Consider the following 26,622-nt stretch of genomic DNA (forward strand, 5'->3'; position numbering starts at 1 on the left):
TATTTTCCATTTTTAACTGTTTTAAAACTGTACAGTTATTTCAGGACGGGTCAAGTGTTATATCCTTAGAAGAATATGGCTGATAAATGAATATTGATAAGTATTAAATTGTGGTTTTACACCTGAAGAAGAAAGTCAAAATACAGTTGAATAAGTCTTTTGATGTCTGAAGTAAAATGTTTGTTATTTTGATTAGTAACAGACTTTATTCAATTATAAATAAAAGGTTATTTAAAGCAAACGGGAATTATTTCTCCATCTGCTAAACAATATTTTTCAATTTCTTGTTTAGATAGTGTTTTGGTGTAATCAACCTCTTTGACATTAAATCCGATTTTACGCAATTTGTCAAAGTAATCTCTACCATAAATACGAACGTGGTCATATTGTCCAAAGATTAATGTACGTTCTTTAGGGTCGGTGATAGAGTCGTCTTGGAATGTCTCTTGGCGATTTAAATCCTGTGGAATTTGGAAAATCCCCATTCCACCTGGCTTTAGAATGCGGTATAGCTCTTGCATTGCTTTTGTGTCGTCAGGGATATGTTCCAATACGTGATTACACAAAATTATATCAAAGCTATTGTCTTCAAAAGGCAAGTTGCATATATCAGCCTTTACATCAGCTAAAGGCGATTCTAAATCAGTTGTAGTATATTCTAAATTAGCTTGTTTTCTGAACCTTTTGTAGAAAGCTTGTTCAGGAGCAAAGTGCAGTACTTTTTTAGGGGTGCTAAAGAAGTCTGTTTCATTTTTTAAATAAAGCCAAAGCAGGCGATGTCTTTCTAAAGACAAGGTACTTGGCGATAAAACATTGTTTCGCTGTTTAGCGTACCCATAAGGTAAAAAACTTTTAAAACTCTTTCCATCAATAGGGTCCGTATACGTATCACCCTTTAAAGAAAAGGCAATAATAGGGCGAACAAGGTAGCTCAACCGAATTAAAATCGGTCGAGGCACAGTGTTCAATATTGTTTTGAAAAGTTTTTTCATAAAGGAAAAACGAATTATAAAACTAAAGGATTAGCTCTAAATTCATCTTCTTCATTACTTTCGATACCTAAAGCTTGGTAGATGTATTTGAAAGTAGAAAGTAATTCTGGTTTACCATTAACAAGAGCTACATCGTGTTCAAAGTGAGCAGATGGTTTTCCGTCACGAGTAACGATAGTCCATCCATCATTTAATTGTTTGATGTTTCTTGTACCTAAGTTGATCATAGGCTCAATAGCTACCACCATTCCTTCTACAAATTTCTTACCTCTTCCTGGTTTACCGTAGTTAGGCATTTCAGGGTCTTCGTGCATTTTGCGTCCAACACCGTGTCCTACTAATTCGCGAACAACAGTATATCCTTCAGCTTCACAAAAACGTTGAATAGCACTACCAACATCTTCTACGCGATTTCCAATGCGGAATTCACGAATACCTACATATAGCGATTCTTTTGTAATTTGTAATAACTTTTTAGTCTCAGCAGCAACTTCACCTACTTCAAAAGTATAAGCGTGGTCACCGTAGAAACCATTCATTACAGTACCACAGTCAATAGAAACGATATCACCATCTTCTAAAGGTCTGTTTGTTGGTAAACCGTGAACGATTTGTTCGTTTACACTTGTTAAAATAGAAGAAGGACATCCGTAAAGACCTTTAAATCCTGGTACAGCACCGTGATCTCTAATATATTCTTCTGCTTTTTTATCTAATTCTAAAGTCGTTACTCCTGGCTTTAGTTCTGTTGTAAGCATACCCAATGTTTTGGAAACAAGAAGGGCACTTTGTCTCATCAACTCAATTTCTTCTGGAGTTTTTGGAATGATCATACTTTAAATTTTTAAGTGGTACAAAATTACGCTATTGGAACGAATGAAAAAAATTAATAGAATTTGTTTTTTCTTGGACAATCAAATAGAAATACTTTAACTTAGCCTATTAGATGTTTTTAATTGTAAAAATTTGATTTTTAATACACAGTAATTTATTATGAAATATTCGTCGGCTCTTGAGGCTGCTAAGCTTGTCAAATCAGGAGATAGAATTTATGTACACTCAGTAGCTTGTACTCCTAACCATTTGATCGATGCTATTGTAGCACGAGCGTCAGAACTTCGAAATGTAGAGTTTTGTCATATTCACACTTTAGGAAATGCACCTTATGCTGATCCAAGTTTAAAAGATAGTTTTAGAGTTAATTCTTTTTTTATTGGTGGAAATGTTCGCCATACAATTAAAGCAGGAAATGGAACATATACTCCTGTTTTTTTAAGTGAACTACCTGGTTTATTTAGAAAGGGATTAGTACCATTAGATATTGTTTTAATTCAAGTTTCAGCACCAGATGAACACGGTTTTTGTTCGCTTGGGGCCTCAGTAGAAGCTACACCTGCTGCTATTGAAAATGCGAAAATTGTTATTGCTCAAGTGAATAGTTTTATGCCAAGAACATTTGGTGATAGTACGATTCACATTTCTAATATTGATGTTTTAGTAGAACATAATACCCCAATATTGACAGAGTATTCTGTGAATATTAGTGAAGAAGAGGATAAGATTGGAAAGTATATTGCTGAGTTAATTGAAGACGGTAGTACGTTGCAAATGGGGATAGGTAATATTCCTGAGGCAGTATTACAGAAATTGAAAAATCACAAACACTTAGGTTTACATACAGAGATGTTTGCAGATGGAGTTATTGATTTGATTGAAGCAGGTGCTTTAGACTGTACGCAAACGGTAGCTAATAAAGGTAGAGCAGTGTCTACTTTCTTTGTTGGTACAGAGCGTATTTATAAATATATGGATAACAATCCTTTCTTTATAATGAAGGAATGTTCTTATACGAACGACCCTTTTATTATTAGACAAAACCCAAATGTTGTAGCTATTAATTCTGCGGTTGAGATTGACTTAACAGGACAAATTTGTGCTGATTCAATCGGACATAGTTTGTATTCAGGAGTAGGAGGTCAGGTTGACTTTATGCGTGGTGCAGCTATGAGTCCGGGAGGAAAAGCTATTATTGCGATGTCAGCTACAACTAAAAAAGGAGCGAATAAAATTGTTCCATTCCTAAAAGAAGGAGCAGGAGTAGTTACTTCACGAGCACACGCACAATATATAGTAACTGAATTTGGAGTTGCTGATTTACAAGGGAAGTCAATTGACCAACGTGTGGAGGCATTAGCTAATATTGCACATCCAAATTTTAGAGAAGAAATTGTACGTGAGTATTACAACCGAACGTTGAGCAAATAGAAAGTTTATAAAATAAAAATAGCCACAGTATTGTGGCTATTTTTGTTTATAAGTAATTCATTAAATTAATGAATGTCTTGTCATTTCTTCTGGTTGAGGTACTCCCATCAACTTTAAGATAGTTGGCGCTAAGTCACCAAGTACACCGTGATTAACTTCTTTAATGTCTTTATCAACAATAATGATTGGCACCGGATTAGTAGTATGCGCTGTGTTTGGCGTACCATCAGGGTTAATCATTGTTTCACAGTTTCCGTGGTCAGCTAAGATAATAGTAGTGTAATTGTTTTCTAAAGCAGTTGTAACCACTTCTTTTACACATTCGTCTACAGCCTCACACGCTTTGATAGCAGCAGACATCACACCTGTATGTCCTACCATATCACCATTAGCAAAGTTTAAACACACAAAATCAACCTCACCTTTTTTCAATTCAGGAACAAGAGCGTCTTTTAAATCATAAGCACTCATTTCTGGTTTAAGGTCATAAGTTGCTACTTTTGGAGAAGGGCAAAGTAATCTTGTTTCTCCTTCAAAAGGTACTTCACGGCCTCCTGAGAAGAAGAAAGTAACGTGTGGGTATTTTTCTGTCTCTGCAATACGGATTTGTTTTTTACCGTGTTTTTCAAGAACCTCTCCTAAAGTATTTGTGATATTATCTTTGTCGTAAACAACGTGGATATTGTTAAACGTATCATCATAATTTGTCAAGGTAACAAAGTACAATGGTAGTTTCTTCATATTGTATTCAGCATTGTCTTCTTGTGAAAGAACGTGAGTTAATTCGCGACCTCTATCTGTACGGAAGTTGAAGAAGATAATCACATCATCAGCTTGAATTGTAGCCAATGGTTTATCGTTTCCATCTACCATAATGATTGGTTCAATGAACTCATCCGTAATATTATTAGCGTAGCTTTCCTCTAAACTTTTTACAGCATTCGTAGAATGAACACCAGTTCCGTTTACTAATAAGTGGTATGCTTTAGCAACGCGTTCCCATCTTTTATCTCTGTCCATAGCGTAATAACGTCCAACGACAGAAGCTAATTTAGCATTAGAAGTTTGTAAATGGTTTTCTAATTGTTGCACGTGTTTGATACCAGATTTAGGGTCAACATCACGTCCGTCAGTAAATGCGTGTACAAAAATGTCTTTTACTCCCGCATTGTTAGCAGCATCTACTAAACCATATAAATGCTTTTCGTGCGAGTGAACACCACCGTCAGAAAGTAATCCTAAGAAGTGAACTTTCTTGTTGTTTTGTTTCGCGTATTCAAAAGCGTTTTTTAAAGCAGGTTCATTAGCAATAGTACCACTTTCCACAGCCATATTAATTTTCACTAAGTCTTGGTAAACAATTCTACCAGCACCTAAGTTCATATGTCCAACTTCAGAATTTCCCATTTGACCTGCAGGAAGTCCAACGTTGAGTCCGTCAGTTAAAACATAAGTATTAGGATATTGTGTATATAAGCTGTCTATAAAAGGAGTCTGTGCGTGTTCGATGGCAGAAACTTTAGGGTCTTGCGTTTGTCCCCAACCATCTAAAATCATTAAAATAACTTTTTTATTCATGATAAAAATATTTAATATTTGAGTTGTGTCAGACAAATTTACGCATACTTCTGCGAAATCTTAAAAATTAACTTTTAAAAAATGACGAATTGCACGATAATTGTTTAAAAGAATGTATGGATAGATAATTATTTTTTCTATTTTTACAATTCTTAAAAATGAATGTGAAATACTATTAATGAACAGGTTAAATGAAAAATAAGACGTTTTATTGCAGTTTGATTGCAATTATGCTATGTGGGAATTTTGTAGGAAGTAGTACTTTGAATGCCGCAAAAAGTAAAAGTGATAATTTAACATATAAGATTGAAGAAACGAAAGAATCGAGTTTTGAAACGAAGGCAAGTTCTTTATTTTCAAACTTAGATTTAAAAGGATTTGATGCTCCTTCTCAAAACGTTTTTACAAAAGCGTTGAAAGGATATTATAAGTTAGCAGAATCAGGAAAAATACAGAATGAGAAGTTGACAATTGTAGATTTTAGTCTTTCGTCTTCTATTCCTCGTTTATGGGTTATTGATTTAAAAGAAAATGCTGTTGTGTTACAATCGTATGTTGCACATGGTAAAAAGACTGGTGATGAGTTTGCTACTACATTTTCAAATAGAGAAAATTCACATATGAGTAGCCTTGGTTTTTATACGACAGGAGAAACATATAGTGGTAGAAATGGTTTTTCACTTCGTTTAGATGGTTTAGAATCTGGAATTAATGATAATGCACGTAAGCGCGCAATTGTTATTCACGGTGCAGATTATGCTTCTCGCAAGCTTATTGATGCACAAGGGCGTTTAGGTCGTAGTTACGGTTGTCCTGCAGTACCACAAGAGGTAAATAAAGAATTGATTGAGTTAATCAAAGATAAGTCTTGTTTATTCATCTATTATCCAAGTAACGATTATACAAATCGCTCTAAACTTGTTTAATTAAGAGTTGTTTATAAACAATAAAGAAGCCCATTGTTCTCATAGAGCAATGGGCTTCTTTATTGTTGTCATTTCTGAAAGGAGTGACGTTAATTAGTAATTAATTTAGTTTTTGGTATAAGTCATTATCAAAACCATAAACGTCATTAAACCTCTTTATTTGTCCGTGATTATCTACTTGAATTGTCCAATATAATTGGTGAATAGTAATTCCGGCTTTATTAGTAGATATATTTTTCGTTTTTTCTGAGTCAAGAATAGATGTTATTTCATCTTTAGTTATTTCATTTTCTTGTACATCAAAAATAAACTGAGCTAAATCAAACGGATCTTGAACGCGTACACATCCCGAACTCAAGTTACGAGAAGCTCTGTTAAAGTTTGCTTTGTTTGGAGTGTCGTGAAGATATACTGCGTGGTTGTTGTCAAACATAAATTTAACTCTACCTAAAGTATTACCTGGACCACCTTTTTGAACATATCTATATGAGCTTGCTCTTGACGAATCCCAATTGGAAGGATCAACAGCTTTCCCTGTTTTTTTGTCGTAAATAGTGAAATTTCTACTGCTGAAATAACCTAAGTTACTTACTGCTTTAGGCACTAAATCATTCTTTAAAATTGTAGGAGGCACTGTCCACGTTGGGTTAAGTACCACTGTTTTCAATACAGAAGAAAGAATAGGCGTTTTTCTGGCAGTTGTACCAACAATTACTTTGTGTTTTTTGATGGTGTCACCGTGTGTTACAGCTACAAGACTAAAGTCAGTTATATTTATCAGAATATAGTTTTCTCCTAAATCTCTTGGAAACCATCTCCAACGTTCAAGGTTGGTAACTAATAATTTTTTAACTGCTTCTTCTTCGTTGGCAATAACATCTATTGTTTTCTTGTTAACAGTACCCGTTTCAATTAGCTTGTTGTTCTTTTGAAACTTTTTTAAACCAGCAATAACTTCTTTCGTATTGATATCATTGATGTCTAAACTGTCTGCATAGTAATTAAGAAAAGCTAAGTGTTTTTTTAACTTGCTTAAACCGATTACTGTGTCATTTACTTTTGGAGCAGGTGTAGCAGTAATTTGAATAGTGTCTTTCTTTAAGTCGTAAAAACGAACAAGTTTTCCTCTTAAGTTTTTGTACATACTTGAAGGAGATCTAATGCTGTCAAAGCTTGTGTAAACTTCTTGGTTCTCTAATGCAATCAGCATTGTAGTGGGAATATTGATTTCTTTTTTGTCAATATCCCAATCGTTGTATAATCTGCGAGGATTTAATACACCGTTGAACAAATTGTTTATCGCACTATTATATGCTTTAGAATAAAGAAAGTCGGCTTCAATTTTTAAACTATCAGATAAATCAACGTAGCTATTATTTAGCGTAGTAAGTTTGTCGATTTCTTTCGTTTTTACTTTAATACCATCTAAGTAAGATTCGTTTAAAGCTTTCAATAATTGCTCTCTGTTTTCTTTTTCAAACCATCCAATTTTGTACTCATTGTCGTGGTAAAATTGTTGTAGGTCTTTAGGAAGATTCGCCAGTTTTAGGGAATCAATGTTGATGGATGTGTCATCGTCAAGTGGGTTAGCGTGTATAGAATCACTGTACACCACTCGTGTGGCCATCGCATCAAATTTTTTGCAAGACATTAATAAAAATGTTGCTAAAAAACTTAATAATATTTCTCTCATAGCAAAGGATATATCCGGCAAATTTACTTGTTTTTTCAGTGATGTGCTATATTTTGATTTTTTTTTGCTAAAAATGGCCAATTTGAGATGGGTATTTCCCGGACTACCTTCTATTTTTAAACCGGACTACCTTTGTCGTGTGATATAAGGATAATTTTGCTGAAAATTATATTAAAATGGTTAAGAGAAGTGTTATTTTATCACTGATGCTTTCTGCTATTTCTGGTGTTTATGCACAAGAGAAAACAACAAGTGAACAAGAAATTACTAATAATATTGAAGAGATTGTTATCTATAATCAACGTTTACAACTTGCAAGTTCGTTGAAAAATAGAAACATCACTATTCTAAGCAAAGAACAGATAAAACAATTACCTGTTTCTTCTGTGAATGAATTACTTAGTTATGCAGCTGGTGTGGATTTACGCCAACGTGGTCCTTTTGGAACACAAGCAGATTTGAGTATTGATGGAGGTAGTTTTGAACAAAACTTATTGTTGTTAAACGGACAGAAGTTAACTGATCCTCAAACAGGCCACAATGCGTTGAATATTCCAGTTCCTTTAGAAGCGATTGAAAGAGTAGAGATTCTACGCGGACCATCTGCTCGTTTATATGGAGTAAATAGTTTGACTGGGGTAGTTAATATCGTTACTAAAAACCCTTCTAAAGATGGTGTGTTTGCACACGTTTATGGGGGTACAAGTTTTAAGAAGGATAAAGAAGACGACCACGGAGATATGTTTAACGGACGTGGAGTGCAAGTAGGGGGAACTGTGATTAAGAAAAAACACAATCATATGCTTTTTGGAACGCACGATTCGGGTAATGGTTATAGATATAATACGGCATTTCACAATAATAAGGTTTTCTATCAAGGGAATATTGTTCCAAATGAAAACAACTCTATTATGGTGTTAGGGGGATATGCAAGAAGTTCATTTGGTGCAAATGGTTTCTATGCTGCTCCTGGGGATAAAAACTCAAAAGAGATTGTTAGTACAACATTTGCTAATTTTAGTTCTAAACATCGCTTAAGTGATAAGTTCTTATTGTCGCCAAGTGTTGCTTACCGCTATAACTTTGACGATTATCAATATTTTAGACATAAGCTTGATGTAGCACGTAGTAGACACTACACACACGCTATTACAGCAGATGTAAAAGGACAGTATGAAGTTGACTTTGGAAAGTTTAATGTAGGTGCTGAAATGAGATATGAGGAGATTAATTCTACTAATATTGGAGATCACAGCAAGAGTAATTATGGATTCTTTGCAGAGTTTCAACGTGAGTTTTTCAATAGCTTAGATATTAATCTTGGAGCTTATGTGAATTATAATACACAATACGGTTGGCAAGTGTTTCCAGGGATTGATATGAGTTATGCATTTAATTCTAATTGGAAGGCTGTATTTAGTGCAGGAACAAGTCAACGTTTACCATCGTTTACTGATTTATATTTGAATCAAAGACCTGGGAATGTTGGGAACCCTAATTTAGATCCAGAAAAAGCTTACCAAGTAGAAGGGGGAGCAAAATATATTAAAGACGGATTCTCTGCTGAAGCATTTGTGTTTTACCGTGATATAGATGAGTTTATTCACTGGGTACGCTCAGATGTTTCACAACCTTTTGAACCTGTAAATGCTGCTAAGAATAAAACAACAGGGGTTAATACAACATTCAAATATGCGTTTGGAAATGATGTATCTCAATGGAATCTTGGTTTAGCGTATACTTATTTATCGCCAAAACTTGAGAATAGAGCAGAGAATAAGATTTCTAAATATTCTTCAGAGGCTTTAAAACATCAAGTAGTTGGTACAATTAATTATAAGTATAAAAACTTTAGTACAGCGTTTGTAAATCGTTTTAACGACCGATTAAGTTATAAGAGTTATTGGGTGAATGATATTAGAATGAGTTATACTGTAGATAAGTTTAATTTCTATGTAGATGCTCAAAATATCTTCAATACCACATATAACGAGGCAGGGGTAGTACCAATGCCTGGTAGATGGTTTACGTTAGGTGTTAAATTTAATGGACTATAGTTCTTCGGAATTATTGATTATAGTTAGCTATGAAAAGCAATCTTACAGTGTGTAAGGTTGCTTTTTTTGTTATACACTATTTAGAAGGAAGATGAGGTTTGCTTTAAAGGGCAATAAAAAAGGTCATAAAAGTTTTTAGCTTTTATGACCTTTGTTTTTATTGTTGCAGTAGGTTAAATAGTATTGACGCGCAATATTTATTTTAGTCTGCTATTTTTATTCCTTTTTTATTGATAACAAAAGAGCGGAACTTTATTTCAACCCTTGCTTCACCATCTTCAAAATTACTTGCATAATCGTATTGAAAAGGGATAACTGTTTTGCCTTGGTGATTGATATAACCAAATAGGTTGTTTTTTGAAGCAAGCGCTAATCCGTCTGAGAAACTTCCTACAAAGTCGTATTCGGCATTAATTACTTTTTCGCCTTTTGTATTGAAGAATCCCCATTTATCTATGTCTACATAGGCTATTTTAAATTCACTACTTGTTTGTAGTTCTTCATAAGAAAAAGGAATAATAACCTCTCCTTTGTCGTTTATAGCCCCTTGAAAGTCGTCTGTGGTTACAATAGAAACACCATCTATAAAAGATTCGATTTGATAAAATAACGGTTCGATATAGATTTCATCTTGGGCATTTTTGATACCGAATAATTCCAATTCAGGATCTTGGTACCAACGCAGTCCTTTTTTAAACTTAAAGTCTGGATCATTCTTTAAGTCAATAAAGATAGTATCTGTTTTGAAAGTATTTTCAACAAGATATTCATAGTTAATAGAAGACTTTTTAACAGCCCAACTATTGGTGCAATATAGTGCCAAAAATAGGCTAATTGCTATTGTTTTTTTCATAGGACAAAGTGCGCTAATAGTGCCACAAATGTATTCTTTAAAGTGAGACTAAAAAGAAAAAAATTATACTTTTTTATTGAAGGCAGAAGGACCAGCTTGTGCCTTTGGAAATACCGTCATATCAGCGATTTGCACGTGCTCAGGTTGGTTTACAGCATAAGCAATTGCATTAGCTATATCTTGTGCTTCAAGTGGTGTGTATCCTTTGTAAACCTGATCTGCTTTTTCTTTGTCTCCTTTAAAGCGAACAACAGAGAATTCTGTTTCAACTGCTCCTGGTGCAACATTGGTTACTTTGATACCACTTGTTAATAAATCTAAACGCATTCCTTTAGATAAAGCTTCGACTGCGGCTTTTGAAGCACAGTAGACTGTTCCATTTTGGTAAGTCTCTTTTCCTGCAATAGAAGATAGGTTTACTATATGCCCAGATTGGTTTGGTATCATAAAGGGTAGGACTGCTTTTGTAACGTAGATTACCCCTTTAACATTGATATCTATCATCGCTTCTAAATCGTCAATTGTAGCCTCTTGAAAGCTTGCTAAACCGTGTGCATTTCCAGCATTGTTTACTAATACATCAATTTGTTGCCATTGTTGCGGTAGTGAGTTAATTGCTGCAAACGTTTCTTCTTTGTGGCTAACATCAAAAGTAAGTGTGGTTACCTCAGTTACTTTAGAAAGTTCTTGGGCTACTTCATTTAGTTTGTCTGCTCTACGACCACATAAAATTAAGCGGTGATTAGGAGCTAAAGTTTCAGCAGTTGCTTTTCCGATTCCAGATGTAGCTCCTGTTATTAAGGCTGTTTTCATTTGTTTATAGTATGTTTTGTTGATTTATAATATTGTTTGTTTTAACCCTTGCATTACACAAAGCCATAAGTAGTTGAAAAAAGATTTCTCTTGAATACGATCTACTTTTTTAATGTTTACTGTTTTCACATCTCCTTTTGTATTGTTGCGAATAAAAAGATTACCCAAAGCTGAAACAACACGTCTCTTCGCTTTACCATCTTTTCGATAAAGGGTAACTTTTAAATCTTTGTATTCCATTCCAAAAGTTCCTGTTGCAGAGGTATTGTTTCCGTTGAAATTGAATTTTACAATATCCAATGTCCCTTCTGTAGAAGCTTTGGCGTAAGGCTGTAAAAACTGGTGCATTGCCGTTGCCGGAAAGTTAGTAATTACCCCTTGAATATTAAACTGATCACGTCTATTTAATATATTGAAAGACCAATCAACGCGAATTGGTGCTGCATTCATAAATCGCGCATCTACAGCAATTGTAGTACGTGGAACTTTCGTTCTGTTGAATCCACTGTAAACATTGTTTATTGTAGCACTAAAATTGGTAAATAAAATCTTACCAGGAGCTATGGCTTTTTCATCTGTTTCCTCATATACTAATTTAGAACGGCGAATGGTAACTTGATCTACTTGCATTCCGAATTTTAGGTCCCTTAGTTTTTTACTAAACATCGGTTTAATACTCATATTAAATTCAGGCGCTTTATCTCTAAAAATATTAGCATCAATACTTTCAATGTGGATGTTTTTAGTGTAAAAATCAAATACTCCATTTTTATCAAATCCCCATTTGTAATCGTTTAAGGCTATTTCACTGGCAGATAAATTAAAAATATCATCTGCATATCTGAACATACTCACCGTTTTTTTACGAGAGTATTTAGGTTTCATTGCAAAGTTTTTCATTACCAACTTGTTGTCGGTTATGTTAAGATTATCAGCGTGTATGTCGTAAAACTTCTGTGTATTATAATAGATTTTATCTACCTGTAGAAGAGTGTTTTTATAAGTAAACGGAACCTTTTCTAAGGTTGTTTGTTCATTGATATTAATGTCTTGAATAGTAGCATTAATATTGCTAAGTTCTAAAGTGTTTTTCTCGTATTTCTCTTCTTTTAAAACGTAATTAGCATTTTTAAGAACAAGAGAGTCGATAAAAATACGGTCGTCAATTTGTTTTAATTTAGCCTTTGGCGCATTGAACTTCTCTTTTGGTGTATGCGTAACAAGTGCATTCTCTAACTTGATTTTATCAATACGGAGTGTGTCATATACTTTGTTTTCGATATTATGAATCCACAGATTAGCCCTGTTTGTATTCCATACATCAAGAGAGTTGAAGTGAAAATTAGTAATCTTAATATCCCCAATCTTTAAGTCAAACGGAACAAGAGGAGGGAGTACTTTTTGAGCCGTTTTTTTTATCTCTTTTTGCGTTTTCTGTTTTTTCTGTAAAACTTTAAACGAAGTAGAGTCTGTTTGTATCGTACTTATTTCAACATAGAAATCACGGTTGTCTCTATATCCCCAGTCTGTTCCTAATAATTCAAGTTTAGGAATGTTTAGCAATAATAAGTTGTCTTTTTCAAGCGAGTCAATTTGTTGTCGAATTGGGCGAATAGTAATTTTGTTAGCGATAAACTTATCAGGGTCTATCTGAATACTACCAATTTTTAATCTGTGTAAATCATTCAATCTATTGTAAACAGAATCACAAGACATTGTATATTTTTCGTATGTAAAAGGAATAGGCTTGTTTTTAGTTTCCATTCCAAAGTGCACCCCTAATATATCAGCATTAAAGTTAAACACTTCATTGATGAGGTGATTGTCTTTAATTGCTTTGATTTTTACGTGTGCATTTTCAACAAATATTTTGCTGATATCAATGCTATTGGTAAGGTCAAACTTTTTGGCAGGAGGAGAAACGCTGTCACTCTGCATTACTGTAAAGTCAGGTTCAACTAATCTAATTTTATTAGCAATCAGGTTATGATTTCTAAACAACTCTTTAAAACCAACCCCTTGAACTATGATTTTTTTAACCGTACCCGAGAGATAAGTTTTGTTTTCTTGTTTCAGAGATTCTTTAGGAGTTAATTCAATGCCAGACACAGTAAGCTTGCGTAGCGCTAAAGAATAATCTACGTCTTTGTAGGAAAAGTTATAAGGAGTATCGTTTTTGTCTGCTATAATTTCGGGTAGTTTCGTATTGACAAATTTGTTTAAAAAGGTCTGCCCGAAGAAGTAAACAATTAAGAAGAATATTCCTCCGTAAAGGAATATTCTTTTACCGAAAGTTAATTTCATATATTTTCTATATTAAAACGTAATAAAGGTACGTTTTTGTTGCAAGAAAATGAAGTAAACTTAAATTATTTTAAAACTAATTGATGTTGTGTTAGTAATCCTGCTAATCCTTGAGCAGAGAAAATTGCTTTTTTAAGTTTAGTAGATTGTGGGTCAATTTCATAATTATAACTTGTATAAAAGTCTGCTTTTTCTGCGTTTGCCTTAGTAAATACAGCGCGATATAAGTTACAATTGTCAAACATAGCCATTGTTAAGTCAGCCTCCATAAAGTCAGCACTAACTAAACTACAATTTGAAAACAGTTGACGTTTCAGTTTTAATCCATAGAACTGTGTAAATTCAAGATTACAATCCGTAAAAGTAAACTCAAAAATAGTTTGATCTATCATTGCAAAGTTTACTCTTGTAAAGTTACACTTGTTGAAATTACAGTTTCTAATACCTACATAGTTTACTTCTGCATCTTTAAAATTACATTCTGTAAATTCGCAATCAATAAACAAGGTTGCTAAAAAAGAGCAAGCACTCAAGTCACAGTTGATAAACTTACAGTTCTCAAACTCTCTAAAAGAAATGTCGTTAAAGTTGAAAACAGTGTTTTCGTATGTCTTGTCATATATAAATTCTGGGGTCATCTAAGTTTGTTTTTATGTTTGAGAATTATAAATAATACCCAAGACTTATTCAATAATATGAGGTATAAATCTACTTTTATCCGTTGTAATTAGCTTATCACTTTCTCTAAATGTGATACCACAAGGTTCTTGTCCAATTACCCAGCTACCAATAATAGAGTACCCTGTTTCTTCTTTGTGAAGATGTGCTAATTCTTGACAGATGTATCCTTCTTCACCATATTCACCAGCAGAAGCCTCGATAATTTGGTTGTTTTTATACATTGTAACGTTAGCACCTTCTCTTGAAAGTAAAGGTTTTTTTACGTAGTCAGACATTCCTTTAGGTTCGTCAAAGTATGTTTCCAATAAAAGAGGATGGTTAGGATATAATTTCCACAACACAGCCATAATTGCCTTATTAGAAAGAATCATCTTCCAAGCTGGTTCAATCCAATTTGCTTTTGCATTATCATTTGGAATATGCAGAGCAAACGGTTCGTAGATTAACCATTCCCAAGGATAAAGTTTAAAGATATCTGTGATTACTTCTTCTTCTAAATCAGTGAATGTATCACCATTCCAACCAATATCATCAATGTAAATAAGCTTTGTATTTATGCCTGCTTGCATAGCACAGTCTCTTAAGTACTCTAAGTTAGTTAAGTCTTCAAGCGACTCTCTAACGCAGCTAAAATGTAAGGTATCTCCTTTTAGATAAGGTTTAATTTCTTGCCACGACTCAATTAATCTATCGTGAACAGCGTTAAATTGGTCAACGCTATCTTTGAAGTAGTTTTGCATCCATTGCCATTGTACAACACCAGTTTCATACAATGAAGTAGGTGTGTCAGCATTAAATTCTAACACCTTCAATTGTTTTTTTTGTTCATCAAAGACAAAGTCAAAACGACCATAGATACTCGGAACGTCATTTTCCCAAGAATCTTCTATGTATTGATGAATATATACAGGAATTTGAAACTGATCGTATAATTTGTTTGAAATAACGTGGTCAACAGCTTCTAAGCACATTGTCCATAAATCCGCTGTTGCAGTATACACTTCATCAGCAAAAGCTTCGTTAATACTATAATAGTAATTCTCTACCCAATACGGAGTGTTTTCATCATCCGTATGATAACCAAAGCCGTTTTGTTCTAAGCGGTGTTGCCAATTAGCATCGGCAGTTAAATATTTTATTTTCATTTCAATCGTTAAGAAGAAGCACTGCTATTTTTAGCAGTCGCTGTTTTTCCAAAACCACCTCTTGCAGATTGAGTTTTGGCATAAGCATTTGCTTTGTGCGTATTATTACCAACATTTGATTGAGGAGCAATTCCTTGGCTTGTATAGCCCATACCGCCACCCATCATAGGGCGGAAAGCCATATACCATAAAAAAGCACTACCCATTCCCATACCACCACTTCTTTGTTGTTGGTATTGGTCAGTTACTTCTGTATAAGGAGCGCTACTATCAGCACGCATATAGACGCGTTGCTTTTGCTCTTGGTTTTCTTGTGGCTTAGAACAAGCAGCTAAAGTTGCTGTAATCAGCACAAGAGAAACTGCTTTACTACTTTTCCTTCTCATATTCAATTATTCAACAGTTACATAAATAGGTGTTTTCACTAATGTAGTAGGTGTTTTTTCTCCCCACACAGTGATTTCTTTAGGCGTTTTTACAGTATCAACTTTTTGTGCAACTAATTGTCCGTTAGCCCATATTTTTTGACTTGTAATATGTAAGATACTATCACCAGCAACTACAGCTTTCAGAGTAACTTCTCTGGCAGATTGTTTGTCAATAGGCTCTAAGTTGTTTTGTTTTTGTTCAGAACAAGAAACTAATGTAAAAACGAATAAAAGAGGTAATATATATTTCATAAGAAATTCAATTAAAGGCTTAAAGATAATAAAGTTTGCTAAGAAAAGGAGGTAAAATAGTAGTTACCCATTTTCTGTTTATTTTATAATTGCGAATATTTTGTATGTATTTCACGTATGGAGAATAGGAGGTAGTAAGTGATTGTTGTTTTATTTGTTACTTTTGACCTTTAATTTTTGAGAATGGATGAAATAAGTATCTTACAAATGCGGGATTTGACGAAGAATGTACTTCGTGCTGATTTTTATGCAAATACAATCCCTAAGCATTTAATCTCGAATCATACACATATTGAGAAGCCTCATAAGCATAATTTTTATACCTGTATGATATTTACCAATGGCTCAGGTACACACGAAATAGACTTTAATAGTTTTGAGGTAAAAAGAGGAGCTGTTTTTATGCTTGCACCAGGGCAAACACATAGTTGGGAATTGTCAGCTGATATAGATGGTTATATCTTTTTTCATACTCAAGAGTTTTTTGACTTGTTTTTTGTTAGAGAGACAGTACGCGAATATCCTGTTTTCAAATCTGCAATTTATCCAAATGGTTTTGTTGTAGAAGAAAAGGAGATTGATTCTATTGTTTATTTAATGAAGCAGATGGTTGCTGAGGTTAAAAGTGCGAAATGGAAGAAAAATAATGTATTGGTGAGTTTAGCTTCTTTGTTTTATGTACAAGCGAACAGATTGTTGTTACACGGAGAATCATTTAAGGTGGTTGCAAATATGCATTACAATAACCATTTTCAACATTTTGAAGACTTATTAGAAAAGAACTTTAGAACAGAGAAGTCTGCTGCGGTATATGGAGAGTGGATGAATATGACACAAAAACATTTGAATCGAATTTGTAAGACACTTGTTGATAAAACGACAACAGATATAATATTGGATAGAGTAGTGCTTGAGGCAAAACGTATGCTTTTATATACAGGGAAAAGTTTTAGTGATATAGCAGTGATTTTAGGCTATGAAGATTACTCTTATTTTTCAAAAGTATTCAAGAAGAAAACAGGTTATACACCGAAAGATTTTATGAAGAAATATGAATAAAAAAAAACTCCTTAATTTCTTAAGGAGTTTTTTGTTGATCTGCACGGGTGGAGGGATTCGAACCCCCATCAACGGTTTTGGAGACCGCTATTCTACCCTTGAACTACACCCGTTTGTGTTTTTCAGTGGTGCAAATATAAAGAACTTTTATTTAATAATCCTACTCTTTTTTATAAAACATATTCAGCCACATAATTCTTGATAATCTATAGTTGAACGTCCATAAAATAAAGACTACGAAGACAATTGCAATGAAAGTTTGTAGTAAATTGATATTCAGGCCAAAACCTGCGTTTAAAATATAGCGAACTACCATTACTGCTACCATTTCAGCTACTGTAAGAGCATAACTCATATACATCGCACCGAAATAAAAACCTGTTTCTCTGTGAAAATTATATCCACAAGAAGTACAATCTTTAGTCATTTTCGGCATTCTGAACGTAACAGGATTCCCATTATCGTGAAAAATCTTCTCTTTCCCACAGTTTGGACATTTACCGCTAACAACTCTACTGATATAAGACATAATCTAATTTTTGTGCAAATTTCGTGAAAAAATATGAATTCAATCCGTTTAATACACTTGTATTTTTGTATAATTCGGACATTATTTGGTTAGATAAGGTTTGTAGATAAAAAAGAGCAAAAAAAAAGGAGATTAATAATCTCCTTCTTCTTCGTTATACTGTACTTCCCCATTTCCATTTGAATTCTCTTCTCTTATCTCTAAGTATTCAAGAGGACTTCTTTGAGTAGGTTCGTTATAATAATCATCATATTCTTTAGATAGGTTTAAAATTTCTTCTAAAGTAAGTACTTTTTCATCTTCTACTCCTTCTTCTAAATTAGCAACTTCATATTTCTTTTGAAGTTTTAGTTTTTTACCTTCAAGTTGTTTTCTTGCTATGTCTCTTTGAGCGTAATAGATCTTACGGTCTTTACTATATCTTCTATAAATCTCTTTAACGTTAGCTTTGTATTCAGTTTCTAACTCTTTTAATTCAGTTTTATAATCTGTTTCACCAGCTTTAGCTTCCTCAATTTCTTTTTTTATTTTTGTCCAATTCTCAAGTTGATCCTCTGTTAATGTACGCTCAATGAACTGAGTATATCCAATAACAAGGTCACGACGATTCATTTTTAATTCAGCTGGATCAATATCTGTTTTTGAATTAAGATTTTGTAAATCTCTTTTAATGAATTCATTTTTGATTGTAAAAGCTGCAGTTTGTTTAGATGTCAATCCTAATTCAGAAGTGTTTTCAAGAATTTCTCTGATATCTAAGTATTCGATTTTTGGTTTGGTTTCAACCTTTTTCGATTTACGTTGTCCATACACTGAGCTCAGTGATGTTAATATTAAAAATAAGAATATAACCTTTTTCATTTTCTTTATTTTATTAATTCAAATAACAATTTTGTTTTAACCTCTCGCAAATTTAATATAAAAAATATGATTTTATTTTAAATATTTTTAAACCTATATAATTGGTTATCAATAGTCCAATTCTTATAAGATATATAGACTTGAAGAAATAATTTCTTATTAAGCAAATTATAGATGTTGAATGATAACGGTACTTTATTTAGTTTATTGCAATTTACTACATTGTTGTAGTATATTAAAGTAAATTATTAATTTTTTGATTTAGATTTATTCTTTTTGTCTTTATCTGTGTAAATGTATGTGTTTATTAACACAAGTTGTTTTTTTGTGTATTACTGTAGTTAAATGTATTGGTAAATATTGCGATTATTAATGATCTATCATTGGTGAGGGAAGTGGTGTCTTGAGATTGTTTTTAAAAGTTAAGTGAATGTTACTGAGTGTTTTTTGTTGTCTCTATAAATTCATTTAAGAATAGACTTTTTCTTGAAAAGTTAATCAATGAATAGTTATGTGAATGGCGATTACTTATAGGTGGATTGTAATATTCTTACTCATTATTTATTAGAAAAAGAATGTTTTTGGAGTAAAAAGAGTTGTGTTTTTATCACTTTATTCCCCAAATATATAAAAATGAGTGATTTTTTATTGTTATTAGTATGTTGTTTTTTATTTTATAAGTTATTGGTTGTTAGTGTTTTGTTTTTTGTTTACCTGGTAATTATCATATTATAGCCCATTACTTAATATACGTATTTGTTAGGCTTATAGGGCATTTCTCCGACAATACTCCGACAATGTTCCGAGAATACTGGCTTTATAAGGATTTAGTCGGACAATAGTCAGAGGATTGTCGGATGAGTGTCGGAGTATCTTTGATTAAAAGTGTTTTTTGTATTGGTGATTTTATACTTATAATGTTAGTAATAAGAACTATGATTTGGGAGAATGGGCACTTAGATTTAACTTTAATTCAAGGATTAGGATTAAGAAATTTGTGATTGAGTTATGATTGAAGTTGTTATAGTTTTTTAACTTCGTTGTATTATAACTTTTTGAATTTTGAAAAGGATATATAGAAACGAAAACAGAGAAGTTATGCAGACAATATTAGGAGCAAATGGGCAAATAGGTACAGAATTAGCTAAAGCTTTAAAATTAAATTATACGTCAGACATAAGGCTGGTAAGTAGAAAGCCTAAGAAAGTAAATGATACGGATGCGTTATTTGTTGCGAATTTATTAGATAGAGAAATGGCTTTTAAAGCTGTAGAAGGAAGTGATATCGTTTATTTTACTTTAGGGTTACCAATGAATAGTCAGATGTGGGAAGAGCAGTTTCCTGTAATTATGCAAAATGTTATAGCGGCTTGTCAAGCGCATAACACTAAGTTAGTCTTTTTTGATAATACCTATATGTATCCTCAAAATGATAAAGTTCTTACTGAAGAAACAGCTTTTGCTCCTGTGGGGAGAAAAGGGAAGGTGAGAAGACAAATTGTAGAGATGCTTTTAGAAGCAATGAAAGCAAAGGAAATTGATGCAGTGATTTGTCGTGCTCCAGAGTTTTATGGTCCTGGTCAAACACAAAGTATTACAAACACATTTATTTTTGACGCTATAAAAGGTGGTAAAAAACTAAAAGTTTTGTTGAGAGATGATGTATTGAGAACATTGATTTGGACACCAGATGCAAGTAGAGCTATGGCATTGATAGGGAATACACCAGATGCTTATGGACAGACATGGCATTTACCTTGTGATGACAATCGCCTTACTTATAAACAGTTTATTACATTAGTTTCTGAAGTATATGGTGAGAAGTTTACTTATCGTGTTATTCCAAATTGGTTGTTGTCTATTGGTGCTTTGTTTGTTGAGAAAGTAAAAGAGTTACAAGAATTGTTACCTCGCTATGGAGAGGATAATATTTTTGATTCAAGTAAGTTTAAAAAACGCTTTCCTGATTTTAAGATAACAGCTTATAAAGAAGGAATTGAGAAGATTAAAGAGGAGCAGAAAAGAGTGTGATGTTTTAGAGTAAAAGTTTTTAATGCCTTAAAAAAAATAAACCCCTCACTACCAAGGTAATGAGGGGTTCTTTTGTGGTCTAACCTGGGCTCGAACCAGGGACCACCTGATTATGAGAAAAATAATGAAGCGTTGCAGATAGCTGTATTTTGTTTCAAAGTTATTGATTAACAGTGGATTATGATTTTTTAAAAATATTTTCGTTTCATCCAATTGCACCATAAGTGACTATTTGTTGTACGTATGTTGTACTCAAAACCAATTAAGATGAAAGCAAGTTTAAAAATCGTACTAAAGAAAACACAATTAAGTGATGGTACTTATCCAATCAACCTTAGAATTACTATTGATAGAAAGTCTAAGTTTTACAAAACACCTTATAGTGTAGCACCAAAACTATGGAATGAAAAGTTAGGTGAATTTACTTCAAAGTTTCCAAACTTTTTACAATCTAATAGAATATTGAATACGCTTAAACAAGAGGCATCAAAAATATTAGATTTAATGATGGAACAAGAAAAGAACTTTACTCTTGAAATGTTTGATTCCTTGTTTCGACCTGAGAAAGTGGAAGAGTTAAAGTTTATTGATTTCTTTCAGAAAAGAATTGATCTGTTTAAAGAATCTGGTCAAATTAGTTCTTCATATTCATACTACAATACTGTCTGTGCTTTAAAGCGCTTTAAAACTACAATAGTTCAGTACGAGTTTGCACAAATTGATTATGCCTTCTTGGTTGCATTTGAATCAGATTTAAGATCAAGAGGTTGTACTAATGGTGGTATTTCTTTATACATGCGTAATATTCGTGCTGTTTATAATTCTGCCATTAAATCTAAAATAGCATCCCAGGATAATTATCCTTTTAGAGATTATGTGATATCTAAGTTGAAATCAACTAAGATAAAGAAAGCACTTACAAAAGAGGAACTACAGATGTTACTTGACTATGATTTCTCTGAAAACCTTGAAAGAGCTAAGGTATTATACACTTATTTATTTAGCTTCTTTTGTCGTGGGATGAATTTTACAGACATCGCTGAGTTAAAGTGGGATGATATAAACTCTAATCGCTTTAGTTATATCCGCAATAAAACGGGGGTAGCTATTAATGTAAAGATACCTGACAATAAAGATTTAGATACTATTTTGAACTATTTTAGAATCTATAGACCATTTGATACAGACTATATTTTTTCGATTCTGGACAAGGATATAAGCCTATATACTAAAGAAGAGCTAAGGGCACGAAAAAGTAGTGTAAGAGATTATTATAACAAACAATTAGAATTGATAGCAAAAGATTGCGGTATTAAAACTAAAGTAACCTTCTATACTGCTCGTCATACTTTCGCTACTTTATCATTAAAAAAAGGTGTAAACCTATACATGCTTAAACAAGCCTTCGGTCACCAATCTATTAAAACTACTGAGGCCTATGTGGAAGATTTTAGTAAGGATGAATTAGATGAAGTGTTTGAGAGGTTGTTTTAATTTATTCGGGAGTTTAGTTATATACAACCTCAGATTTTATAAATAAAAAATTTCGATAAGAGTAGTGAGTATTATAGTAACCGATTAAGTTATAATTATTTAATTATATTAGTATGCGATTTTATATATTACGGTCATTTGTGTGGTTTTGGAAACTAGAATGTGTTTTGTTCTGTGAAAAAACATGTTGTTAGAAATCTCCATACATTGATGGCAATTATATTAAAAAAACGCAATAAAATAACTTCTTTTTATTTATACTAAGTAACTATGAGTTCTAGGACCTCAAAACCGAATTATACGGAAATTATTGATAATTATAAATTGGAACAACTTTATAATCATAAGATTGAAAATGGAAGGTTTTTTAAAATTGTATTTGCTAATGATGAGAAAACAGCGATACAACTTGCTTCAAAAACTTTTATGCAAATCAAATATTTACCTTCACGAAATGATATTGAAGGATTAGATATTATTAAAATTGTTAATGGAAAAGAAAGCCAAAAAGTGTCTTTCTCCAAATTCAACTTTGCTCAACTAGAGCTATTCTTAAATTTCATACATGATATTGATTTAAGTACTGTTGCAGAAAGAAGGTTAAAATTAGCTGATAATTCTTTGGATATTTTAGATGAAGAAACGAAAAAAAATATTTCTACTTTACTTCAAGGAAATGAAGGTGCGGAAGTAATCCAAGAGCTACTTGATAATGATATTATTACAAGTCAAGATATCGTAAACACTGGTTACCGAAAAAATCAATTAAAAATCTTCGAACGTTTACTTAATGAAAAAAATTATCTTCAACAATATAAACTCAATGAAGAGGATTTATCTAATAATACAAAAGACGAGATTGCTTGGCAGCATTTCTTCAATAAAAATCCTTGGATATTTGGTTATGGTTTGGATTATAGATATCAAAGTATTTTACAAAAAGAATTTTCAGCATCTAATACAGACGCAGCGGGTAAAGGACAAGTTAACGCAGACTTCTTAATTGGAGATAATTACTTTACAACATTTGTAGAACTAAAAACTCCTGATACAGATTTGTTTGTAAATACAGGTAGTGGACAAAATCGTTCTGGAAGTTGGTGTTTGTCCACCAAATTAATTTATGCTGTTTCTCAAATTTTAGAACAAAAAGCTGTTGGACAAATTAAATTAGAGACTGAACCTTATAATTCCTTAGGTGAAAAAATTACTCAAAAAGGCTATGACTCCAAATGTATTTTAGTTGTAGGAAATTTGAATAAAGAAGTTGAGGAGTCTCAAGATTCTAGCCAGATAAAAGAAATTAAAAGGAAGACATTTGAATTATTCAGGAGAGATTCAAGAAATATAGAAATCATAACCTATGATGAACTCTATTTAAGAGCTTATCACATTTGTTATAAGAAAATTTAGTTATAGATGACCTCGTTTAAAACTTTTTAATCGAAGTGTATTTTCGAAAAACTCAAACCAAATCTTTTTATAACTAGAGGTTTAATTTCTCCCAATTTAGGAAAAACACCAAAATAGCTTCTTAATAAAGGCCTTTTGAATGACTAGAGGGAATTAAGTGAGGTTTGAGGTATTAAAGAATCTGAGTTGGGATGCCTTGTCTTTTATTTATCTTTACAAGAAATATTTCTTTTTACAAAAACATGAAAAAAACTGAAATACAGCAACGTTTACAAGATATATCGACCAACTTTGATAAAGAAAACTTTATTTACGATTTTCTTTTATCTTTTGGCTTGTCAAAAACCACCATAACACGTTTAAAAAAAGGTGATTATAATCTATCAAAAAACGAAGGAGAACTTTTTTATAAAGGCAAAATATTCTTTAAAAGCCTTACGGAAGGAAGTTTAATTGATACCATTGATGAGCTTTCAAAAGACGATAAAATCCTTAAACAAAAACCACGTTTTATTGTGGTTACCGATTTTGATCGTTTTTTTGCAACCGATACAAAACTTAAAACCAATAAGGAGTTTACGCTTGACGAATTAGCCGAACAAACCGATTTCTTTTTACCGTTATCGGGTGCAGAAATTTATCGTGTTCATAATAACAACGAGTTAGACCGAAATGCGGCTTATAAATTAGGGGAATTATATGATATTCTGGTCGTTGATAATCCCGATTGGATTGCACAGGGAAGTCATCAATTAAATATCTTTTTATCTCGTTTGTTATTTTGTTTCTTTGCTGAAGACACAGGCATTTTTCCTATAAAAAGTATTTTCACTGAAGCATTAGTTAACAACACTCAAGCCGATGGTTCTGATGTTGATGAGTTTTTATCATTGCTATTCAAAAAGTTAAATACTGATAAAGGTGATTTTCCTTCATATTTAACAGATTTCCCTTATGTAAATGGCGGTTTATTTCGGGATGATATCGAATGCCCGAAATTCTCTAAAAAAGCACGACAAATTTTAATTGATTCGGGTGAATTGGATTGGTCTGAAATCAATCCTGATATTTTTGGATCAATGATTCAGGCAGTTGCCGATCCAAGCGAGCGAAACAATTTGGGAATGCACTACACATCGGTAGTCAACATTTTAAAATTGATTAAGCCGTTGTTTTTGGATGAATTGTACGAAGAATTCGAGAAAAACAAAAACAATGCAAAAGCTTTAGACCGATTACGCATTCGTTTATCAAAAATTAAGTTTTTTGACCCTGCCTGTGGTAGCGGAAACTTTTTGATTATTACCTACAAAGAATTGCGTAATCTCGAAATTCAAATCATTAAACACCTGATTGATTTAGGTGAGAACAAATTGTATTTCACCGAAATTTCATTAAACCAATTTTACGGTATCGAAATAAAAGATTTTGCACACGAAATGGCGATTCTTTCACTTTGGTTAGCCGAGCACCAAATGAACCAGGTGTTTGAAAATGAATTGATGGATTATGGAAGATCGAAGCCTATTTTACCTTTAAAAGAAGCAGGAAACATTACCCACGGAAACGCTGCCAGAGTAGATTGGGAAACAGCTTGCCCTAAAAAGGAAAACGATGAAATCTATATCATCGGAAATCCGCCGTATTTGGGAGCGAGAATTCAAGATGCTGAACAGAAAAAGGATATCAGTTTAAATTTTCTAAAGTTAAAAGGAGCAAACAATCTTGATTACATTTTTATTTGGTTTTATAAAGGAGCAAAATATATTGAGGGTGTAAATGCTAAGTTAGGTCTGGTATCTACGAATTCTGTATGCCAAGGGGAACAAGTTTCCTTATTGTGGCCTGAAATATTAAATGATAAAATAGAAATTGGTTTTGCGTATCAATCGTTTAAATGGATAAACAATGCCAAAGCCAATGCAGGGGTTACGGTTATTATCGTAGGTTTACGTAATACGTCAAATAAACTTAAATGGTTATTTACAGAAAGTATTGCGAAAGAAGTAAAAAATATAAATGCTTATTTATTAGATTCTGATAATATATACATAACTCCAAAAACTAAATCCATTTCTAATTTACCGGAAATGAATTTCGGTAATATGCCAAATGACGGTGGCGGATTAATTTTGAATCAAGAAGAGTTTGATGAAATTAAATCTACTGTTCCAAACTCAAATACATTTCTTAAAAAATTTATTGGAGCAGAGGAATTCCTAAAAGGTAAGAGTCGTTATTGTTTATGGTTTGATATTGATAATTATAAAGAATTCGAAAAATATGAAATAATTAAATCTCGATTTGATAAGGTTTTCTCACATAGAAAGGAAAGCAAGAGAGAGGCAACTAATAAACTTAAACAGATTTATTTTTCTTTTGGAGAGGTTAGATTTAAAGAAACAGATTCTATAATTGTGCCACGTGTTTCTTCTGAAAGGAGAGAGTATATACCGTTAGGTTTTCTTAATTCTGACACAATTATTTCTGATTCTGCAATGGCTGTATACGACGCTCAACCGTGGCTATTCGGCGTCCTTCATTCCAAAATACACATGGTTTGGGTAGATGCTGTAGGTGGAAAATTAAAAACAGATTACCGTTATTCTGCTAAGTTGTGTTATAATACGTTCCCATTTCCTTCACTCAACGAAAAACAAAAAGAAACCATTAACCAATACGTTTTTGCTATTTTAGATGAGCGTGCTAAATATCCCGAAAAAACGATGGCTTGGTTGTATAATCCCGAAACCATGCCAGCAGGTTTAAAACAAGCACATCATGAGTTAGATTTGGCTATAGAACGCATATATCGTTTAACACCTTTTAATTCAGATGAAGAACGTTTAGAACATTTGTTTAAATTGTATGATGAAATGACGAAAAAAGGAACGTTGTTTACAGGGGAGAGGAAAGTAAAAAGGAAGAAAGTATAGTTTTGATAAGGACATTAATGTTCTTATCAAATAATAATAGACAGATAATATATAGCTCTTTATATCATATGAAAAAGTGAAATTAGTAATATATATATCACAGAAAGACATGCGTGTCCCACTGTGCTTTTACTTGATTTCAAATTTTATTTTTTTTTTATAAACAAAGAGTTTTGTCTTCATAAATTGTAATCAAACTATCTTGTTTACATCAATTTTGTGTTTATTGTAATCAAGGTGGTTTGTTTTCATTTTTTGTAATCAAAAAGGCTTGCCTACATAAATCTGTGTTTTTTTGTAAACAAAGAGTTT

At 32.6% G+C, this 26,622-nt stretch carries 21 protein-coding genes and 1 tRNA gene; 8 read left to right on the forward strand and 14 right to left on the reverse strand.

All coding sequences use genetic code 11. The features are described from left to right. Nucleotides 1–227: 227 nt before the first annotated feature. Complete coding sequence (locus tag AABL81_RS11040) at nt 228–992, reverse strand: class I SAM-dependent methyltransferase (RefSeq protein ID WP_158210024.1); 765 nt, start codon at nt 990–992, stop codon at nt 228–230. Between the two features lie 14 nt (nt 993–1,006). Further along, nucleotides 1,007–1,825: a type I methionyl aminopeptidase gene (gene map / locus AABL81_RS11045; protein ID WP_090405782.1), complete on the reverse strand. Its 819-nt coding sequence runs from the start codon at nt 1,823–1,825 to the stop codon at nt 1,007–1,009. A gap of 160 nt (nt 1,826–1,985) precedes the next feature. Here map and AABL81_RS11050 point away from each other — a divergent pair, with 160 nt between their 5' ends. After that, nucleotides 1,986–3,257: an acetyl-CoA hydrolase/transferase family protein gene (locus AABL81_RS11050; RefSeq protein ID WP_158210025.1), complete on the forward strand. Its 1,272-nt coding sequence runs from the start codon at nt 1,986–1,988 to the stop codon at nt 3,255–3,257. Nucleotides 3,258–3,317: 60 nt separating this feature from the next. Here AABL81_RS11050 and gpmI read toward each other — a convergent pair whose 3' ends face one another. Next, nucleotides 3,318–4,835: a 2,3-bisphosphoglycerate-independent phosphoglycerate mutase gene (gpmI, locus tag AABL81_RS11055; RefSeq protein ID WP_341341037.1), complete on the reverse strand. Its 1,518-nt coding sequence runs from the start codon at nt 4,833–4,835 to the stop codon at nt 3,318–3,320. 191 nt (nt 4,836–5,026) lie between these two features. On the opposite strand from gpmI, the gene AABL81_RS11060 reads away from it, so the two are divergent. Next, nucleotides 5,027–5,761: a murein L,D-transpeptidase catalytic domain family protein gene (locus AABL81_RS11060; RefSeq protein WP_341341038.1), complete on the forward strand. Its 735-nt coding sequence runs from the start codon at nt 5,027–5,029 to the stop codon at nt 5,759–5,761. A 100-nt stretch (nt 5,762–5,861) separates the two neighbouring features. On the opposite strand, the gene AABL81_RS11065 is transcribed toward AABL81_RS11060, so the two are convergent. Beyond that, on the reverse strand, nt 5,862–7,412 hold the full coding sequence (locus tag AABL81_RS11065) for a L,D-transpeptidase family protein (protein ID WP_341341039.1): 1,551 nt from the start codon (nt 7,410–7,412) through the stop codon (nt 5,862–5,864). A 218-nt stretch (nt 7,413–7,630) separates the two neighbouring features. On the opposite strand from AABL81_RS11065, the gene AABL81_RS11070 reads away from it, so the two are divergent. After that, nucleotides 7,631–9,511, forward strand: a complete 1,881-nt coding sequence (locus tag AABL81_RS11070; protein WP_341341040.1) for a TonB-dependent receptor plug domain-containing protein — start codon at nt 7,631–7,633, stop codon at nt 9,509–9,511. Between the two features lie 202 nt (nt 9,512–9,713). Here the strand turns inward: AABL81_RS11070 and AABL81_RS11075 are convergent, their stop codons facing one another. The 7 genes from AABL81_RS11075 to AABL81_RS11105 all read right to left on the reverse strand — a co-directional run bounded on the left by AABL81_RS11075 (nt 9,714) and on the right by AABL81_RS11105 (nt 15,987). Further along, nucleotides 9,714–10,364 carry a WG repeat-containing protein gene (locus AABL81_RS11075; protein ID WP_341341041.1) on the reverse strand — a complete coding sequence of 217 codons (651 nt, stop codon included), beginning with the start codon at nt 10,362–10,364 and terminating at the stop codon, nt 9,714–9,716. A gap of 63 nt (nt 10,365–10,427) precedes the next feature. Continuing rightward, nucleotides 10,428–11,177: an SDR family NAD(P)-dependent oxidoreductase gene (locus AABL81_RS11080; protein WP_341341042.1), complete on the reverse strand. Its 750-nt coding sequence runs from the start codon at nt 11,175–11,177 to the stop codon at nt 10,428–10,430. Nucleotides 11,178–11,201: 24 nt separating this feature from the next. Next, the gene (locus AABL81_RS11085) at nt 11,202–13,481 is read right to left on the reverse strand and encodes a hypothetical protein (protein ID WP_341341043.1); all 2,280 of its coding nucleotides are present in this window, start codon (nt 13,479–13,481) and stop codon (nt 11,202–11,204) included. A 65-nt stretch (nt 13,482–13,546) separates the two neighbouring features. Then, entirely contained in the window at nt 13,547–14,119 is a 573-nt protein-coding gene (locus AABL81_RS11090; protein ID WP_341341044.1) for a pentapeptide repeat-containing protein, read from the reverse strand. Between the two features lie 45 nt (nt 14,120–14,164). Next, on the reverse strand, nt 14,165–15,307 hold the full coding sequence (locus AABL81_RS11095) for a glutathionylspermidine synthase family protein (RefSeq protein WP_341341045.1): 1,143 nt from the start codon (nt 15,305–15,307) through the stop codon (nt 14,165–14,167). A gap of 8 nt (nt 15,308–15,315) precedes the next feature. Beyond that, nucleotides 15,316–15,693, reverse strand: a complete 378-nt coding sequence (locus tag AABL81_RS11100) for a hypothetical protein (RefSeq protein WP_090405754.1) — start codon at nt 15,691–15,693, stop codon at nt 15,316–15,318. A gap of 6 nt (nt 15,694–15,699) precedes the next feature. Beyond that, nucleotides 15,700–15,987, reverse strand: a complete 288-nt coding sequence (locus tag AABL81_RS11105) for a hypothetical protein (RefSeq protein ID WP_158210033.1) — start codon at nt 15,985–15,987, stop codon at nt 15,700–15,702. A 183-nt stretch (nt 15,988–16,170) separates the two neighbouring features. On the opposite strand from AABL81_RS11105, the gene AABL81_RS11110 reads away from it, so the two are divergent. Then, nucleotides 16,171–17,046 carry an AraC family transcriptional regulator gene (locus AABL81_RS11110; protein ID WP_341341046.1) on the forward strand — a complete coding sequence of 292 codons (876 nt, stop codon included), beginning with the start codon at nt 16,171–16,173 and terminating at the stop codon, nt 17,044–17,046. Nucleotides 17,047–17,088: 42 nt separating this feature from the next. On the opposite strand, the gene AABL81_RS11115 is transcribed toward AABL81_RS11110, so the two are convergent. The 3 genes from AABL81_RS11115 to AABL81_RS11125 all read right to left on the reverse strand — a co-directional run bounded on the left by AABL81_RS11115 (nt 17,089) and on the right by AABL81_RS11125 (nt 18,436). Further along, a tRNA-Trp gene (locus tag AABL81_RS11115) sits at nt 17,089–17,159 on the reverse strand. 47 nt (nt 17,160–17,206) lie between these two features. Then, on the reverse strand, nt 17,207–17,575 hold the full coding sequence (locus AABL81_RS11120; RefSeq protein WP_158210035.1) for a DUF983 domain-containing protein: 369 nt from the start codon (nt 17,573–17,575) through the stop codon (nt 17,207–17,209). A gap of 132 nt (nt 17,576–17,707) precedes the next feature. Next, the gene (locus AABL81_RS11125; protein WP_158210036.1) at nt 17,708–18,436 is read right to left on the reverse strand and encodes a hypothetical protein; all 729 of its coding nucleotides are present in this window, start codon (nt 18,434–18,436) and stop codon (nt 17,708–17,710) included. Nucleotides 18,437–19,534: 1,098 nt separating this feature from the next. Here AABL81_RS11125 and AABL81_RS11130 point away from each other — a divergent pair. From AABL81_RS11130 to AABL81_RS11145, 4 genes are all read left to right on the forward strand, one after another. Further along, nucleotides 19,535–20,467: an NAD-dependent epimerase/dehydratase family protein gene (locus AABL81_RS11130; RefSeq protein ID WP_341341047.1), complete on the forward strand. Its 933-nt coding sequence runs from the start codon at nt 19,535–19,537 to the stop codon at nt 20,465–20,467. 267 nt (nt 20,468–20,734) lie between these two features. After that, nucleotides 20,735–21,961 carry a site-specific integrase gene (locus AABL81_RS11135; protein ID WP_259638276.1) on the forward strand — a complete coding sequence of 409 codons (1,227 nt, stop codon included), beginning with the start codon at nt 20,735–20,737 and terminating at the stop codon, nt 21,959–21,961. A 270-nt stretch (nt 21,962–22,231) separates the two neighbouring features. Further along, nucleotides 22,232–23,374: a Shedu immune nuclease family protein gene (locus AABL81_RS11140; protein ID WP_341341048.1), complete on the forward strand. Its 1,143-nt coding sequence runs from the start codon at nt 22,232–22,234 to the stop codon at nt 23,372–23,374. A 242-nt stretch (nt 23,375–23,616) separates the two neighbouring features. After that, nucleotides 23,617–26,310: a class I SAM-dependent DNA methyltransferase gene (locus AABL81_RS11145; protein WP_341341049.1), complete on the forward strand. Its 2,694-nt coding sequence runs from the start codon at nt 23,617–23,619 to the stop codon at nt 26,308–26,310. The last annotated feature ends 312 nt before the right edge of the window (nt 26,311–26,622 follow it).

The sequence above is a fragment of the Myroides sp. C1519 genome (genome assembly GCF_038039755.1).
Classification (GTDB): domain Bacteria; phylum Bacteroidota; class Bacteroidia; order Flavobacteriales; family Flavobacteriaceae; genus Flavobacterium; species Flavobacterium phaeum_A.

What these genes read in the sequence shown, in the direction of transcription:
- AABL81_RS11040 (WP_158210024.1), bottom strand. Translation starts at nt 992, where the DNA reads ATGAAAAAACTTTTCAAAACAATATTGAACACTGTGCCTCGACCGATT.
- map (WP_090405782.1), bottom strand. Translation starts at nt 1,825, where the DNA reads ATGATCATTCCAAAAACTCCAGAAGAAATTGAGTTGATGAGACAAAGT.
- AABL81_RS11050 (WP_158210025.1), top strand. Translation starts at nt 1,986, where the DNA reads ATGAAATATTCGTCGGCTCTTGAGGCTGCTAAGCTTGTCAAATCAGGA.
- gpmI (WP_341341037.1), bottom strand. Translation starts at nt 4,835, where the DNA reads ATGAATAAAAAAGTTATTTTAATGATTTTAGATGGTTGGGGACAAACG.
- AABL81_RS11060 (WP_341341038.1), top strand. Translation starts at nt 5,027, where the DNA reads ATGAAAAATAAGACGTTTTATTGCAGTTTGATTGCAATTATGCTATGT.
- AABL81_RS11065 (WP_341341039.1), bottom strand. Translation starts at nt 7,412, where the DNA reads ATGTCTTGCAAAAAATTTGATGCGATGGCCACACGAGTGGTGTACAGT.
- AABL81_RS11070 (WP_341341040.1), top strand. Translation starts at nt 7,631, where the DNA reads ATGGTTAAGAGAAGTGTTATTTTATCACTGATGCTTTCTGCTATTTCT.
- AABL81_RS11075 (WP_341341041.1), bottom strand. Translation starts at nt 10,364, where the DNA reads ATGAAAAAAACAATAGCAATTAGCCTATTTTTGGCACTATATTGCACC.
- AABL81_RS11080 (WP_341341042.1), bottom strand. Translation starts at nt 11,177, where the DNA reads ATGAAAACAGCCTTAATAACAGGAGCTACATCTGGAATCGGAAAAGCA.
- AABL81_RS11085 (WP_341341043.1), bottom strand. Translation starts at nt 13,481, where the DNA reads ATGAAATTAACTTTCGGTAAAAGAATATTCCTTTACGGAGGAATATTC.
- AABL81_RS11090 (WP_341341044.1), bottom strand. Translation starts at nt 14,119, where the DNA reads ATGACCCCAGAATTTATATATGACAAGACATACGAAAACACTGTTTTC.
- AABL81_RS11095 (WP_341341045.1), bottom strand. Translation starts at nt 15,307, where the DNA reads ATGAAAATAAAATATTTAACTGCCGATGCTAATTGGCAACACCGCTTA.
- AABL81_RS11100 (WP_090405754.1), bottom strand. Translation starts at nt 15,693, where the DNA reads ATGAGAAGGAAAAGTAGTAAAGCAGTTTCTCTTGTGCTGATTACAGCA.
- AABL81_RS11105 (WP_158210033.1), bottom strand. Translation starts at nt 15,987, where the DNA reads ATGAAATATATATTACCTCTTTTATTCGTTTTTACATTAGTTTCTTGT.
- AABL81_RS11110 (WP_341341046.1), top strand. Translation starts at nt 16,171, where the DNA reads ATGGATGAAATAAGTATCTTACAAATGCGGGATTTGACGAAGAATGTA.
- AABL81_RS11120 (WP_158210035.1), bottom strand. Translation starts at nt 17,575, where the DNA reads ATGTCTTATATCAGTAGAGTTGTTAGCGGTAAATGTCCAAACTGTGGG.
- AABL81_RS11125 (WP_158210036.1), bottom strand. Translation starts at nt 18,436, where the DNA reads ATGAAAAAGGTTATATTCTTATTTTTAATATTAACATCACTGAGCTCA.
- AABL81_RS11130 (WP_341341047.1), top strand. Translation starts at nt 19,535, where the DNA reads ATGCAGACAATATTAGGAGCAAATGGGCAAATAGGTACAGAATTAGCT.
- AABL81_RS11135 (WP_259638276.1), top strand. Translation starts at nt 20,735, where the DNA reads ATGAAAGCAAGTTTAAAAATCGTACTAAAGAAAACACAATTAAGTGAT.
- AABL81_RS11140 (WP_341341048.1), top strand. Translation starts at nt 22,232, where the DNA reads ATGAGTTCTAGGACCTCAAAACCGAATTATACGGAAATTATTGATAAT.
- AABL81_RS11145 (WP_341341049.1), top strand. Translation starts at nt 23,617, where the DNA reads ATGAAAAAAACTGAAATACAGCAACGTTTACAAGATATATCGACCAAC.